Source organism: Micromonospora sp. L32 (assembly GCF_052068055.1).
GTDB lineage: Bacteria > Actinomycetota > Actinomycetes > Mycobacteriales > Micromonosporaceae > Micromonospora > Micromonospora purpureochromogenes.
On sequence record NZ_JBQHDD010000003.1, the window covers coordinates 130,399 to 144,578 of the forward strand.

General features: G+C 73.9%; 16 protein-coding genes. 9 read left to right on the forward strand and 7 right to left on the reverse strand.

All coding sequences use genetic code 11. From position 1 onward, the window contains the following. Window positions 1-92 precede the first annotated feature (92 nt). Both ACTMTB_RS09500 and ACTMTB_RS09505 read right to left on the reverse strand, forming a co-directional pair. Window positions 93-743: a trimeric intracellular cation channel family protein gene (locus tag ACTMTB_RS09500; RefSeq protein ID WP_441144231.1), complete on the reverse strand. Its 651-nt coding sequence runs from the start codon at window positions 741-743 to the stop codon at window positions 93-95. A 42-nt stretch (window positions 744-785) separates the two neighbouring features. Next, window positions 786-1,004 carry a DUF3039 domain-containing protein gene (locus tag ACTMTB_RS09505; RefSeq protein WP_154942858.1) on the reverse strand — a complete coding sequence of 73 codons (219 nt, stop codon included), beginning with the start codon at window positions 1,002-1,004 and terminating at the stop codon, window positions 786-788. 88 nt (window positions 1,005-1,092) lie between these two features. On the opposite strand from ACTMTB_RS09505, the gene ACTMTB_RS09510 reads away from it, so the two are divergent. Both ACTMTB_RS09510 and ACTMTB_RS09515 read left to right on the forward strand, forming a co-directional pair. Continuing rightward, window positions 1,093-2,028 carry a pseudouridine-5'-phosphate glycosidase gene (locus ACTMTB_RS09510; protein WP_154942857.1) on the forward strand — a complete coding sequence of 312 codons (936 nt, stop codon included), beginning with the start codon at window positions 1,093-1,095 and terminating at the stop codon, window positions 2,026-2,028. Beyond that, the gene (locus tag ACTMTB_RS09515; RefSeq protein ID WP_441144233.1) at window positions 2,025-2,924 is read left to right on the forward strand and encodes a carbohydrate kinase family protein; all 900 of its coding nucleotides are present in this window, start codon (window positions 2,025-2,027) and stop codon (window positions 2,922-2,924) included. Before ACTMTB_RS09510 ends, ACTMTB_RS09515 begins: the two co-directional genes overlap by 4 nt. Before the next feature lie 52 nt (window positions 2,925-2,976). Here ACTMTB_RS09515 and ACTMTB_RS09520 read toward each other — a convergent pair whose 3' ends face one another. Beyond that, window positions 2,977-3,333: a DUF3099 domain-containing protein gene (locus ACTMTB_RS09520; RefSeq protein WP_441144235.1), complete on the reverse strand. Its 357-nt coding sequence runs from the start codon at window positions 3,331-3,333 to the stop codon at window positions 2,977-2,979. 106 nt (window positions 3,334-3,439) lie between these two features. On the opposite strand from ACTMTB_RS09520, the gene ACTMTB_RS09525 reads away from it, so the two are divergent. After that, window positions 3,440-3,727, forward strand: a complete 288-nt coding sequence (locus ACTMTB_RS09525; protein WP_441144237.1) for a hypothetical protein — start codon at window positions 3,440-3,442, stop codon at window positions 3,725-3,727. 13 nt (window positions 3,728-3,740) lie between these two features. Beyond that, window positions 3,741-4,052: a hypothetical protein gene (locus ACTMTB_RS09530; protein ID WP_154942855.1), complete on the forward strand. Its 312-nt coding sequence runs from the start codon at window positions 3,741-3,743 to the stop codon at window positions 4,050-4,052. A 7-nt stretch (window positions 4,053-4,059) separates the two neighbouring features. On the opposite strand, the gene ACTMTB_RS09535 is transcribed toward ACTMTB_RS09530, so the two are convergent. Together ACTMTB_RS09535 and ACTMTB_RS09540 are read right to left on the reverse strand one after the other, a co-directional pair. Continuing rightward, complete coding sequence (locus ACTMTB_RS09535; RefSeq protein ID WP_441144239.1) at window positions 4,060-5,295, reverse strand: low temperature requirement protein A; 1,236 nt, start codon at window positions 5,293-5,295, stop codon at window positions 4,060-4,062. Window positions 5,296-5,320: 25 nt separating this feature from the next. Further along, complete coding sequence (locus tag ACTMTB_RS09540) at window positions 5,321-5,896, reverse strand: HhH-GPD-type base excision DNA repair protein (protein WP_441144240.1); 576 nt, start codon at window positions 5,894-5,896, stop codon at window positions 5,321-5,323. A gap of 143 nt (window positions 5,897-6,039) precedes the next feature. On the opposite strand from ACTMTB_RS09540, the gene ACTMTB_RS09545 reads away from it, so the two are divergent. The 3 genes from ACTMTB_RS09545 (at window position 6,040) to ACTMTB_RS09555 (ending at window position 9,787) form a co-directional block, all read left to right on the forward strand. Next, a complete protein-coding gene (locus ACTMTB_RS09545; RefSeq protein ID WP_441144242.1) occupies window positions 6,040-7,098 on the forward strand; it encodes an iron ABC transporter substrate-binding protein in 1,059 nt (352 codons plus the stop codon). A gap of 71 nt (window positions 7,099-7,169) precedes the next feature. Further along, a complete protein-coding gene (locus ACTMTB_RS09550) occupies window positions 7,170-8,702 on the forward strand; it encodes an ABC transporter permease (RefSeq protein ID WP_441144244.1) in 1,533 nt (510 codons plus the stop codon). Then, window positions 8,699-9,787, forward strand: coding sequence for an ABC transporter ATP-binding protein (locus ACTMTB_RS09555; RefSeq protein ID WP_441144246.1), 1,089 nt, complete (start codon window positions 8,699-8,701; stop codon window positions 9,785-9,787). Before ACTMTB_RS09550 ends, ACTMTB_RS09555 begins: the two co-directional genes overlap by 4 nt. A gap of 56 nt (window positions 9,788-9,843) precedes the next feature. Here the strand turns inward: ACTMTB_RS09555 and ACTMTB_RS09560 are convergent, their stop codons facing one another. Both ACTMTB_RS09560 and ACTMTB_RS09565 read right to left on the reverse strand, forming a co-directional pair. After that, on the reverse strand, window positions 9,844-10,578 hold the full coding sequence (locus tag ACTMTB_RS09560; RefSeq protein WP_441144248.1) for a VOC family protein: 735 nt from the start codon (window positions 10,576-10,578) through the stop codon (window positions 9,844-9,846). A 195-nt stretch (window positions 10,579-10,773) separates the two neighbouring features. Beyond that, window positions 10,774-11,994 (reverse strand): S8 family peptidase, encoded by a 1,221-nt coding sequence (locus tag ACTMTB_RS09565; protein ID WP_441144250.1) that lies wholly within the window; start codon window positions 11,992-11,994, stop codon window positions 10,774-10,776. Between the two features lie 188 nt (window positions 11,995-12,182). On the opposite strand from ACTMTB_RS09565, the gene ACTMTB_RS09570 reads away from it, so the two are divergent. Then, window positions 12,183-13,667: a DUF7782 domain-containing protein gene (locus ACTMTB_RS09570; protein ID WP_441144252.1), complete on the forward strand. Its 1,485-nt coding sequence runs from the start codon at window positions 12,183-12,185 to the stop codon at window positions 13,665-13,667. A gap of 49 nt (window positions 13,668-13,716) precedes the next feature. Beyond that, window positions 13,717-14,139, forward strand: a complete 423-nt coding sequence (dtd, locus tag ACTMTB_RS09575) for a D-aminoacyl-tRNA deacylase (protein WP_441144254.1) — start codon at window positions 13,717-13,719, stop codon at window positions 14,137-14,139. Window positions 14,140-14,180: the final 41 nt, after the last annotated feature.

Consider the following 14,180-nt stretch of genomic DNA (forward strand, 5'->3'; position numbering starts at 1 on the left):
GGCATGTCGCGGCATCCCGGCCCGGGGACACCCCGACACGCCGCAAAGCGCGCGGGGCGGGGCGAGGGTGAAAGGGAGGCGCGAGCGGGTGGTCAGGTCTGGGGGCCGCGGACCCCGGTCTTCGGGGATCGCAGCGTGGCCACCGGGGCCGACCAGCGCCGCCGCAGCGCCACCAGCCGCAGCGCGAAGACCAGCAGGGCGGCGGCGGTCAGCGGCGCCGTGCCGGCGCGTCCGGTGGCGTCGAGCAGGGCCACCGCGACCGCGCCGGCCAGCGCGGCCACCGCGTAGATCTCCCGGCGCAGCACCACCGGGATCTCGGCAGTGAGCAGGTCCCGGCCCAGCCCGCCGCCGATGGCGGTGAGCATGCCGATCACGCAGGCGCCGACCGGCGGCACGTGGGCGTCGAGTGCCTTGAGCGTGCCGGTGACGGTGAACAGCGCCAGGCCCGCCGCGTCCAGCACCAGCACGGTGGTGCGCAGCCGGGCCAGCTGCGGGTGCAGCCAGAAGACGGCGGCGGCGGTCACCGCGGCGGTGGTGGCGTACCGCCAGTCGGCGAAGGCCAGCGGGGGCACCTCGTCGATGGCCAGGTCACGGAAGATCCCGCCGCCGAGGGCGGCCACGAAGCCGACGAAGACGACGCCGAAGAGGTCGAGCCGTTTGGCCACCGCCGCGGAGGCCCCGGAGGCGGCGAAGACGGCCACCCCGGTCAGGTCGGCGAAGAGCAGGGCGGTGGAGGTCGTCACACCGCCGAAGGGTACGGGGGCGGCCGGGCCGGCCGCCGCGGATCACTCACCGTACGAGTCGTAGATCTCCTTGCACTTCGGGCAGACCGGCGAGCCGGGCTTGGCGGCCTTGGTCACCGGGAACGTCTCGCCGCAGAGCGCCACCACGTAGGTGCCCATGACGGCACTTTCGGCGATCTTCTCCTTGCGGACGTAGTGGAACATCTCCGGACCGGTGTCCGCGTCCTTCAGCTCCGGGCGTTCGAGAATCTGTGTGCTCACTGTTGACACCTCCAACTTTTTAGTTTGGCAGGTCGGTTGGGGACGGTCCACCGCAGCCCACCCGAGGGCGGCCCGTACGGTAACGGAGGTGACCAACTTTCACACCCGTCTCGGCGCTGAGGTCGCCGACGCCCTGCGTGACGGTCGACCGGTCGTCGCCCTGGAGAGCACCATCGTCTCGCACGGTCTGCCCCGACCGGACAACCTGCGAGTGGCCCGCCAGATCGAGCGGGCCGTACGGGAGGCCGGCGCGGTCCCGGCCACCATCGGAATGGTCGGCGGCGAACTGGTGGTGGGGCTCGACGACGCCCAGCTCACCCGGCTCGCCACCGTCGACGGAGTGAGCAAACTCTCCGTACGCGATCTGGCGGTGGCCGCCGCCACCGGCGCTGACGGCGCCACCACGGTGGCCGCCACCAGCGCGGTCGCCGCGGCGGCCGGGATCGGTGTCTTCGCCACCGGCGGGCTGGGCGGCGTGCACCGGGAGGCGGCGCAGACCTTCGACGAGTCCGCCGACCTGGTGACCCTGGCCCGGACGCCGATCGCGGTGGTCTGCGCCGGGGTGAAGTCGATCCTCGACGTGGGCGCGACGCTGGAGCGGCTGGAGACCCTCGGCGTGGGCGTGGTCGGCTACCGCACCCGGCGGTTCCCCGGCTTCTACCTCACCGACGCCGGCTTCGACCTGGACTGGTCGGTGGACTCCCCGGAGCAGGTGGCGGACGTGCTGGCCGCCCGGGAGCAGCAGGGGGTGCACGGCGGCGGGCTGATCGTGGCCAACCCGCTCCCGACCGACGAGCAGCTCGATCCGGCGCTGCACGACCGGACCCTCGCCGAGGGCCTCGCCCGGCTGGGCCGCGAGGGGGTGACCGGCAAGGCGGTGACCCCGTTCCTGCTGGCCCACTTCCACTCGGCCACCGAGGGCGCCAGCCTGGCGGTGAACGTGCGGATCATCCTGCGCAACGCCGACCTGGCCGCCCGGATCGCCGTCGCCGCGGCCGCCCTGCGCACCGACGCGCCGGCATGACCGGCCCGTCCCGGGTGGTCGTGGTCGGTGACCTGATCACCGATGTGGTGGCGGTGCTGGCCGGGCCGCTGGCCACCGGCTCGGACACCCCGGCGACGATCCAGGTCAGCGGGGGTGGCCAGGCGGCCAACACCGCGGCGTGGATCGCGGCACAGGGCGTGCCGGTGACGCTGGTGGGCGCGGTCGGCGACGACAGCGCCGGGCGGGACCGGGTGGCCGAGCTGGAGCGGGTCGGCGTGGAGTGCGCCGTCGAGGTGCATCTGGGCTGCGCCACCGGCACGGTGATCGTGCTGGCCACCGCCGGGGAACGCACGATGGTCACCGAACGCGGCGCGAACCTGCGGCTGACCGTCGAGCACGTCGAGCGGACGCTGGCCGCGGCGCCGGACGCCGCGCACCTGCACCTGTCCGGGTACTGCCTGCTGGACGCCGCGTCGCGGCCGGCCGGGCTGGCGGCGTTGGCCGCCGCCCGCGCGCGCGGGCTCACCACCAGCGTCGACGCGGCGTCCGCGGCGCCGCTGCGGCGGGTCGGCGCGGCGGCCTTCCTGTCCTGGGTACGCGACGTCGACCTGCTCCTGGTCAACGCGGACGAGGCCGGGGTGCTCGCCGGCGGGCTGGACCCGGGGGCGCAGGCGCGGGCGCTGTCGGTGTCGGCCCGGCGGGTGGTGGTGAAGCGGGGCGAGGCCGGGGCGGTCTGGGTCGACCGGAGCGCGACGGTGAGCGTGGCGCCCGCCCGGCGGGTCGCGGTGGTCGACGTCACCGGCGCCGGGGACGCCTTCGCGGCGGGCCTGCTGACCGCCTGGCTGGGCGGCGCGGAGCCGCGGGCGGCGCTGGGCCGGGCCGGCGATCTCGGGGCGCTGGCCGTCTCGACGGTGGGCGCCCGCCCGACGGGCTGACCCGAACGCACCGGCAGGGGGCGCCGGATCTGCCGGGTCCGGCGCCCGACGGTCAGGGTTCGACGTCGATGATCTTGTGCGGCCGCTCCTCGGCGGTCAGGCTCATCGGCGGGGTCTCGTCGCGCATCCTGGGCTGGAACTTCCCCGCCAGCCGGTGCTGCTCCTTCGGCGGGCGGTCGTTGGCCAGCAGCACCGCCAGCCACGGGATGAGCACCATCCCGACGGCGCACAGCGGCAGCCAGAGCCAGAGCAGCGGGGCCTTCGCGCCGACCAGGATCGCACCGGCGATCACGCAGGCCACCCGGATGCCCATCATCAGCACGTACCGCTTCTGCCGACTGGTGAGCTGGTCGTCCTGGCTGCGCGAGGCGTCGGTGATCAGAATCGGCTGGTACGCCTGACGCTTCACCACGGACCTCCTCGAGGGGATTACGACCCATCCTGTCACTCCCGGGCCGTGATCAGCGAAAATCGACTCGTCCCAGTGCGTGTTACGCCCGTGGTACGCTCCGCCCGTGGGCAACCGCTTCAGCTTCACCGACGAGGCGTTGACCAACCTGCGGGTCTACGACGTCACACCCGGGGAAGTCTGGGAAGCCCTGCACAGCACCCGCCGGGTGATCCGGCACCTGGGCGACGACGTCATGGTCGTCTACGCGGCGAACCGCCGCGGCAGGCGGCTGGCCGTGCTGCTCGCCGAGGCCGACGGCACCGACAACGACTGGGACATCCTCTCCGCCCGCGACCTGAGCGACGTCGAGACCAAGCGCTACGACGAGGCCGTGCGGAGGGATCGCCGATGAGGAGGCGGTCACGATGAACCGTGACGACGCGACCAAGCGGTTCCACGGTGGCGACGACGCGTTCGCCGAGCTGATCGACGAGAGCCAGCCGGTGGAGCTGCCCACCCCCGACAGCGACGTGCCGATGGTCAGCCGCTCGGTACGCCTGCCGCTGGAGACCTACGAGCGGGTCCGGGCGGCCGCCGAGGCCCGGGGCATCGGCGTCACCACGCTGATGCGGCAGTGGATCGAGGCCGGGCTGGCGGACCTGGACGACTCCGCCACCGTCTCCCTCGCCGACGTACGGCGGGCACTGGCCTCGCTGTCCCGCCCGACCGCCGCCTGACCGTCCGTCACAACGGTGGCGGCGAGGGCTGCTCGGGCGGACGGCCGCGCGCCCGCAGCGCGTCTGCCAGCGCGATTCCCGCCACCACCGTCGAGGTGGCCGCGGCGACCGCCAGCGGGGGCAGCCGCGTCATCAGCGGCACCATCGCCACCAGCACGACCAGCCCCAGCAGCCGGGACCGGGACACCCGTCCGAACACCTCGTACTCGAAGCGCGCCCGACCGACCACGAAGAGCGCCGGGCCGCCGATGATCACGGTGAGCCAGGCCGGGTCGGTGTGCCCGCCGGGGTGGGCGATGACGAGCTCGTAGCCGACGGCGGAGGCGACGATGCCGGCCACCATGACCAGGTGGGTGTACGTCGCCGACTCGGCGAGCCGCCCCGGCCGGGCCGACCCGGCCACCGCGTCCGCCAGCACCGTACCGGCCCGGTAGAAGTAGATGCGCCAGAGCAGCGCCGTGGTGGCGAACGTGATGGCGAAGGCGACCCACCGCGCTGAGGTGAACTCGCTCCCGCTCAGCGTGAATCCGCTGATGAGGATCATCTCCCCCAGCGCGATGATGATGAACTGCTGGTAGCGCTCGGCCAGATGCTCACCGGTGACCGTCCAGGAGGAGGCGGGCAAACGGCCGCGTCCCGGCAGCGGCCAGCCCAGCCGCCCCGCACCGTAGTCGATGATCACCGCGACGGTCCACAGCGCTCCGCGGGCGTCGTCGTGCAGGGTCGCTCCGGCGATCCACGGCACCCCCGCCACCACCGACCAGGCGAGGATGCGCCCGGCGACGTGCCGCTCCCGATGACCCCGCATCACCACGGTGAGGACGAGCGGGCGGCCCACCTGGACGGCGACGTAGCCGACCGCGAAGGAGAGACCACGGGTGTCGAACGCCTCCGGCAGCGACACCGCCATCACCATGCTGCCGAACATCGAACCGGCCACGACCAGCTGGAGAGCCGGCAGATCGGGGTTGTAGCGGCTCGTCGTCCACGTGGTCAGCGACCACACGAACCAGAGGGCGAGCAGGAGCAGCAGCGTCTGCCCCGCCTCGGGCAGGAAGAGCCGCCGCTCCACCGTGAAGTCGTTGACCAGCCGGTTCGACACCCGGGTGAGCGCGAAGACGAAGGCGACGTCGAAGAAAAGCTCCAGGAAGGTCGCCCGCGGCGAGGTCTCCTCGCCGCGGAGGAACTGCTTCCCCGGTTGCGCCGCCATCCCCCGCCCGCCGTCGTCGCCCGACGCACTCACGATGGCGCACGGAAGGACGGCCGGGTCAGGTTTTGGCCCCCTTGGCCGCCGCCTTCATCTGCTGCTTGAACTCGCGCACCCGGCGCAGCGACTCCGGGTCGGTGATGTCGGCCACCGACCGGTACGCGTCCGGTTCGCCGTACCCGCCGGCGGCCTCCCGCCAGCCGTCCGGGCGCACGTCGTACCGCTTGCCGAGCAGGGCGACGAAGATCTGCGCCTTCTGCTTGCCGAAACCGGGCAGCTCGCCGATGCGGCGCAGCAGCTCCCGCCCGTCGGCGGCGTCCGACCAGAGCCGGGCGGCGTCGCCGTCGTACCGGTCGACGAGCACCTGGCACACCTGCTGGACCCGGCCCGCCATCGCCTTCGGGAAGCGGTGCAGCGCCGGTGGCCGGGCGAAGATCTCGACCAGCGCCTCGGGGTCGTACCCGGCCAGCTCCCGGGCGTCCGGCTCGTGCCCCAGCCGCTGCGCCAGCACGTACGGCGAGGTGAACGCCTTCTCGAGCGGGATCTGCTGGTCGAGGACCATGCCGGTCAGCAGGGCCAGCGGGCTGCGCTCCAGCAGCCGGTTGGCCTCGGGGTCGATGGGCAGCGAGAGCGTCATGCGCCCATCCTGCCGGTCGGCGCGACGGGCGCGTTGCCGACTCCCCGAGCGGGCGCCGGACCCACAGGGACACCAAGGTTAGCCTGTGCTAACTTCTTCGCGTCGGCGGAGGGCCCGCCGGCCGGAGCCGAAGGAGTGCCGCCGTGCCCGTTCCCGCCCGCAGGTCCCTCGCGGTCACCGTCGCCGCCGGCCTGCTCTCGTTCGGCCTGGTCGCCTGCGGGTCCGGCGAGGACGACGCCGCCGACCCGGGCAAGCCCGGCGACAAGACCATCACCGTCTACAGCGGCCGCAACGAGGCCCTGGTCAAGCCGCTGCTCGACAAGTTCAGCCAGCAGACCGGCATCACCATCAAGACCCGCTACGCCACCACCGCCCAGCTCGCCGCCCAGCTGGTCGAGGAGGGCGGCAAGTCGCCGGCCGACGCGTTCTTCGCCCAGGACGCCGGCGCCCTCGGCGCGGTCGCCAAGCGGGACATGTTCGCCCCGCTGCCCGCCGCCGCACTGGACAGGGTGCCGCAGAGCTACCGGGCCCGCACCGGCCAGTGGGTGGGCGTCAGCGCCCGCGCCCGGGTACTCGCGTACAACGCCGACAGCGTGCCCGCCGCCGAGCTGCCGACGTCGGTCTTCGCGCTGACCGACCCGAAGTGGAAGGGCAAGATCGGCGTCGCCCCGACCAACGCCTCGTTCCAGGCGTTCGTCACCGCGATCCGGGTGCAGCACGGCGACCAGAAGGCGAAGGACTTCCTCGCCGGCCTCAAGGCCAACGAGCCGCAGATCCGGGACAACAACATCAAGATCGTCGAGGAGATCGACAAGGGCAGCATCCAGGTCGGCCTGGTGAACCACTACTACCTGGGCGAGGTGGCCAAGGAGAAGGGCACCACCCCGGACGCGCTCAAGGCCAAGCTGCACTTCTTCCCCGGCGGCGACACCGGCGCCCTGGTCAACGTCGCCGGCGTCGGCGTGCTCAAGCGGTCCGCCGAGGACCCGGACACCAAGGCCTTTGTGGACTTCCTGCTCGGCCCGGAGTCGCAGCAGTACTTCGCCGAGCAGACCTTCGAGTACCCGGTGGTCACCGGGGCCGGCACCCCGGCCGGCGTGCCGCCGCTGGCGGAGCTGGACACCCCGGACATCGATCTGAACGACCTGGACACCCTGGACGCCACGATCGGCCTGATCAAGGACTCGGGGCTCGTACCCTGACCGCCCCGACCACCACGCCCGAGGCAGGGCCGGCCCGTTCCGGGCCGGCCCGCTTCGGCGTACCGGGGTCGTTGCGCCGGCTGGCGCCGCGCCCGGCGCTGCTCGCGGCCTCGACCGCCGCGGTCGCGGTGGCCCTGATCCCCCTGGTCTACCTCGCGGTACGCACGGGGGAGGCGGGCGCCGACCGGGTCGTCGCCGAGCTGTGGACCGAGCGGGTCGGGCTGCTGGCGCTCCGCAGCCTCGCTCTGGCCGCCGTGGTCACCACCGCCTGCGTGCTGCTCGGCGTCGGCGCCGCCTGGCTGGTGACCCGGACCGACCTGCCCGGCCGGCGCGCCTTCGCGGTGCTCGCCGCCCTGCCGCTGGCCGTGCCCACCTACATCGCCGCGTTCGCCTGGGTCTCGCTGTTCGACCGGCTGGAGGGCTTCTGGCCGGCCGCGCTGGTGCTGACCCTCTGCTCGTACCCGTACGTCTTCCTGCCGGTCGCGGCGGCGCTGCGCGGCGCCGACCCGGCGCAGGAGGAGGTCTCCCGCTCGCTGGGCCGGGGCGGCTGGCGCACCTTCACCGACGTCACGCTGCGCCAGATCCGGCCGGCGACCGCCGCCGGGGCGCTGCTGGTCGCGCTCTACGTGCTGGCCGACTTCGGCGCGGTGTCGATCCTGCGCGCCGACACCTTCACCCGGGCCATCTTCATCGCCTTCGACCTGGGCTTCGACCGCACCGGCGCGCTGGTGCTCTCCAGCGTGCTGGTGGCGCTGACCGTGCTGCTGCTGGCCGGGGAGACCGCCACCCGCCGGCGCGGCGCCCGGTACGCCCGGCTCGGCGGCGCTCGCCGCCCCGCCGCCCGGCTGCGCCTCGGTCCGGCCCGCCGGCCCGCGCTCGCCGCGCTGCTCGCGGTGGCCGCGCTGGCGCTCGGCGTGCCGGCGCTCAGCCTGGCCCGTCGGTTGGTCAGCGGGGTGTCCCGGCCCGGCGCGCTCGGCGAGGTCGCCACGGCCGCCGGCAACTCGCTCTGGCTGTCGCTGGCCGGCGCCGCGCTGACCATGCTGCTGGCCCTGCCGCTGGGGCTGCTCACCGCACGCGCCCCCGGCCCGCTGGCCACCGTGCTGGACCGGCTCGCCTACCTGGCCCACGCCCTGCCCGGCGTGGTGATCGGGCTGTCGCTGATCTTCTTCGGCATCAGCGTCGCGTATCCGCTGTACCAGACCCCGTGGCTGCTGGCGCTGGCCTACGCGACGCTCTTCCTGCCGCTGGCCGTCGGCGCGGTGGCCGGTGCCGCCGCCCAGGCCCCACCCGCCCTGGAGGAGGTGGCCCGCTCGCTGGGGCGCGGGCCGCTGGCCGTGCTGCGCACGGTCACCCTGCCGCTGACCCTGCCCGGGATCGGGGCGGGGGCGGCGCTGGTCTTCCTCACCGGCATGAAGGAACTTCCGGCCACCCTGCTGCTGCGCCCCACCGGCACCGACACCCTGGCCACCGAGCTGTGGACGGCGACCTCCGTCGGGGCGTACGCGGCCGCCGCCCCCTACGCGGCGCTGCTGGTGGTCATCTCGGCGCTGCCCACCTGGTGGCTGGTCGCCCGGGGCGGCCTGCTCGACAAGGAGGACCGATGAGCGAGGTGGTGCTGACCGGCGTCGTCAAGCGGTACGGCCCGGTGACCGCGCTGGACGGCGTGGACCTGACCGTCCCGGCGGGCGCGCTGACCGCCGTCCTCGGCCCGTCCGGCTGTGGCAAGACCACCCTGCTGCGCTGCCTGGCCGGCTTCGAACGCCTGGACGCGGGAGCGATCCGGGTGGACGGGCGCGAAGTGGCCGGCCCCGGTCGGCACCTGCCGGCGCACCGCCGCCGGATCGCCGTGGTGCCGCAGGAGGGCGCCCTCTTCCCGCACCTCACCGTCGCGGCGAACATCTCCTACGGGCTGGACCGCGCCGACCGGCGGGGCGACCGGGTCGACGAGGTGCTGGCCCTGGTCGGGCTCGCCGGGTACGGCGACCGGATGCCGCACCAGCTCTCCGGCGGCCAGCAGCAGCGGGTCGCGGTGGCCCGGGCGCTGGCGCCGCGCCCGTCGCTGGTGCTGCTCGACGAGCCGTTCAGCGCGCTCGACGCCGGGCTGCGCGCCGGGCTGCGGCACGACGTCCGGGAGGCGCTGCGGGCCGACGGGGCGACCGCCGTGCTGGTCACCCACGACCAGGGCGAGGCCCTGTCGGTGGCGGACCGGGTGGTGGTGCTGCGGTCCGGGCGGGTGGTGCAGTCCGCCGCGCCGGGCACGCTCTACCGGGAGCCGGCCGACCAGTGGGTGGCCGGGTTCGTCGGCGACGCGGTGCTGCTGCCGGCGGTCGCCGCCGCCGGGGCTGCCCGCACGCCGCTGGGCACGCTGCCGATCGCCGGCCCGACGGCCGACGGCCCGGTCACCGTGCTGGTCCGTCCGGAGCAACTGCGCCTGGCTCCCGCGTCGGGCACCGACGCGGTGACCGCCACCGTGCTGCGGCACGACTTCCACGGTCACGACGCGCTGGTCGCCCTCCGGCTGGCCGACGACACCCGGGTCACCGCCCGGGTCTTTGACGGGACCGACCCCGTCGAGGTCGGCGCCGAGGTGGCGGTCCGCGTCGACGGGACGGTCCGGGCCTGGCCGGCGACGCCGGTGCCGGCCCCGGCCGCGGTGGCGGACCCGCGTCCCGTGCATCCGGTCGCCTAGCGCGCGTCGCAGAGTCCGGGCTGGTGGCCGTGGTGAGCGGCTGACGAGGGTTCGGGTCAGCCTGGGGTGAGGAGGCAGAACTCGTTGCCTTCCGGGTCTGCGAGGACGGTCCACGGGACATCGTGGTCCAGGTCGATGGCGGTGGCGCCGAGCGTCCGCAGTCTGGCCGCCTCGGCCTCCAGGTCGTCACCTGGGTATGGGCGGACGTCGAGATGGACGCGGTTCCACCCGGTCTTCACGTCGGGTGTGCGGAGGAACTGCAGATATGGGCCGACGCCCTTGGCGGAGCGCAGTACCGCCCTGTGGTCGGTCACCTCGTGCAGGGCCCAGTCCATGGCCTCGCCCCAGAAGCGGGCCATGGCTCGCGGATCCGCGCAGTCGACCACTACCGCGGCGATCGGTCCGGTGTCTCGGTAGAGCGGTCGGGGGTCCAGCACGCAGAACTCGTTGCCCTCCGGGTCGGCCATGACCGTCCATGGGACGTCGCCCTGGCCTACGTCGGCAGGTGTTGCGCCGAGATCCTTCAGGCGCGTGACCAGCTCCGCCTGATGGGCCGCCGAGGTGGTGGCGAGGTCGACGTGCACGCGGTTCTTCACCGTCTTGGGTTCCGGGGAGACGATGAGGTCGAGGCAGACAGCGACGGGGTCGGGGTAGACGAAGCCCTCGGGTTCGAGGTTGGTCACGCCGGGTCCCTCGCTGGAGACTCCCCAGCCGAGCGCCTCCGCCCAGAATCCGCCCAGCGCGGAGTCGTCCCGAGCCTTCATGTTGATTTGAACCAGCCGCGTTGCCATGCCGGCGATGCTAGGGCTTGTCGAGTCGGCCGTGGTGCCCGAACCGGAGTGATCGTTCGGCGTGTCGAAGATCGGCATATGGCGAGGGGCCGTGATCAACGAGTGGCTGTGACCGACTTCGACACAGGCCCTGGCGCACGGGACGCGGCCCGGTGGACAGGGGTGGGGTCCACCGGACCGCGCCGGACGGTGCCGTCAGTTGACGACGAAGAGCAGCCGGTTCGGCGAGCCCGTGCCCGGGTTGGTCACCCTGCCGGTGGTGGCGTTGGTGGTCAGGTAGCTGGCCACCTGCGCCGGGGTGTACGACGGGTTGGCCGAGAGCACCAGCGCCGCGGCGCCGGCCACGTGCGGCGAGGCCATCGAGGTGCCGCTGATGGTGTTGGAGGCGGTGTCGCTGGTCCGCCAGGCGGACAGGATGCTCGACCCCGGCGCGAAGATGTCCACGCAGGAGCCGTAGTTGGAGTAGGACGCGCGGGCGTCGCTGCTGGTGGTGGCGCCGACGGTGATCGCGGCGGCGGCCCGGGCGGGCGAGTAGCCGCAGGCGTTGGCGCTGGAGTTGCCGGCCGCCACCGCGTACGTGACGCCCGAGTTGACCGAGTTGGTCACCGCGTTGTCGATGGCGGAGCTGGCGCCGCCGCCGAGGCTCATGTTGGCCACCGCCGGCTTGACCGCGTTGGCGGTCACCCAGTTGATGCCGCTCACCACGCCGGTGGTGCTGCCGCTGCCCGAGCAGTTGAGCACCTTCACCGCGATCAGGCGGACGGCCTTCGCCACGCCGTACCGGTTGCCGCCGACGGTGCCGGCGACGTGGGTGCCGTGGCCGTTGCAGTCGGTGTTGTTGCTGTCGACGGTGTTGGTGCCCCAGCTGGCCCGGCCACCGAAGTCGGTATGGGTGGTCCGGATCCCGGTGTCGATGATGTACGCCCGGACGTTGGAGGCCGTGTTCGGGTACGTGTAGCTGGCGTTGAGCGGCAGGCTGCGCTGGTCGATCCGGTCCAGGCCCCACGGCGGGTTGGCCTGGGTGCCCTGGACGGTGACCACCCGGTCCTGCTCGACGTAGGCGACGGTCGGGTCGGCGGCGAGCCGGCGGGCCTGGCCGGCGCTCATCTTCGCGCTGAAGCCGGTGAGGGCGGCGCTGTAGACGTCGGCGACGCTGCCGCCGTACCGCTTGGCGAGGGTGGCGGCGCGGTCCGGCACGGCGGTGCGGGCGGCGAGGGTGTTCGCGGCGCCGACCGCGTCGGTCCGCAGCACGACCAGGTAGCTGCCGCTGATCGCGCCGGGCGCGGACGCGCCGCGGACCTCCCCGGTGGGGGCGGCGAGGGCGGGGGTGGACGCGGCGACGGAGAGCGCCGCCGCGGCGGCCGTGACGGCGAGGGCGCGGATCGCGCGGCGCCGGGGGACGGGCAGAGCTGACATCGTCTGACTCCCTACCGGTGCGCCCCGGGCAGGCTGGTGGCCGCCGGGACGCCCATCGACGGATGTTGGGGCAGATGCTAGCCATACATTGATGGCCATAAAAGAGATAACGACCAATCAATACAGCTCGCGGTATGGATGTCGCGGGTGCCGGCCGATCGACCGCCGTCGGGGGGCAGGATGGCGACGTGGAACGACACGACATGCTGCTCTCCCCCGCCGGCGTCGAGGCGCTGCGCACCGCGCTGACCCGGGCGGACTTCACCTCGAACGGGATCGCCGGCCGGCTCGGCGCGCAGGCCACCGGCGGGGTGGCCCGCAACGACTTCCGCGCCGCCCTGCGCGCCACCGAGGACCGCGATCCGCTCGCCACGCTGATCCGGGTCTTCATCTGCGACCAGACCGAGCCCGAGGCGGCGGTCGCCGCCGCGCTCGCCCCGCTGGACCTCGCCGAGGCGCTCGCCGGCGGGCTGGTCGAACGGCACGGCGACGGCCTGCGCGCCGGCGTCGACCTGGAACCGTACGGGGACGACTGGTGGGTCCTCGCCGACGTGCCGGCCAGCGCCCGCCCCGGCCGGCCGCTGCACAGCGAACACGTGCTCGGCATCGGCGGCGCCACCCAGACGCTGATCGGCGCCACCGTCCGGCGGCCGGTGCAGACCGCGCTGGACCTGGGCACCGGCTCCGGCGTCCAGGCGCTGCACCTGGCCACCCACGCCCGCCGGGTCACCGCCACCGACGTCTCCGAGCGGGCGCTGCGCTTCGCCGCCACCACCGCCGCGCTCAACGGCCAGGACTGGGAGCTGCTCCGCGGCGACCTGGTCGCCCCGGTCGCCGGACGCCGCTTCGACCTGGTGGTGAGCAATCCACCGTTCGTGGTCGGCCCGGGCACCACCACCCACGTCTACCGCGACTCTGGGCGGGTCGGCGACGCGATCGGCGCCGAGCTGGCCGCCGCCGCGCCGGGCCTGCTCACCGAGGGCGGCACCATGCAGTACCTGGCGAACTGGGTGCACGTGGCCGGCGAGGAGTGGCACGAGCGGGTGACCGGCTGGTTCGCGGGTACCGGCCTGGACGCCTGGGTGATCCAGCGCGAGGTGGCCGACCCGATGGCGTACGTCAACCTCTGGCTCACCGACGTCGGCGAGGCGACCGACCCGCAGCGGATGGCGGCCTGGCTGGACTGGTTCGACGCGCACAAGGTGGAGGCGATCGGCTTCGGCATCGTGTCGCTGCGCCGGTCCGGGCACGCCGACCCGGTGGTCCGGGTCGAGGACCTGCGCCAGCGGGTGGAACCGCCGATGGGCGACCAGGTAGCCATCTGGTTCGACCGCCAGGACTTCCTCCGGGTACGCGACACCGACGGGCTGCTCGGCGAGCGCTACCGGGCCGCCGAGGGGCTCCAGCTGCGCCAGGAGGCCACCATGGGCGACGAGGGGTGGGCGGTGGACCGGCAGGTCCTCACGATGCCGCACGGGCTGCGCTGGAGCGAGGAGGTCGACCCGCTGGTGCTGGCGCTGGTCGGCGGCTGCGACGGCCGGCTGGCGCTGCGCGACCAGCTCGCCCTGCTGGCCGCCGCGCACGACGTCACCCCGCAGGAGCTGGCCGAGGCGGCCGGCCCGATCGTGGCGCACCTGATCGAACGCGGCATCATCGAGCCGGTGACGCCGTGACGCGGGTCGCGCCGGCAATGCCGGGAGGCGGCCGAAGGGGGGTCCGCTGATGCGGGCGGTGGTGCAGACGGTCGGCCGGGCGAGCGTGACCGTCGACGGCGCGGTGGTCGGCCAGATCGACGACGGGCTGCTGGTGCTGCTCGGCGTGACGCACGCCGACACGCCGCAGGTGGCGGAGACGATGGCCCGCAAGATCCACGAGCTGCGCATCCTCGACGACGATCGCAGCGCCGCCGACACCGGCGCCCCGATCCTGGTGGTCAGCCAGTTCACCCTCTACGGCGATGCCCGCAAGGGCAGGCGTCCGAGCTGGACCGCCGCCGCCCCGGCGGAGCTCGCCGAACCCCTGGTGACGGCGGTGGTGGAGGCGCTCCGCGACCGCGGCGCCAAGGTCGAGACGGGCCGCTTCCGCGCCCACATGCTGGTGGAGAGCGTCAACATCGGCCCCCGCACCCTCCTCCTCGACCTCTGAACCCCGCCCCCGCTGCCACCTAGTTGATCAAGAAGTTTGCG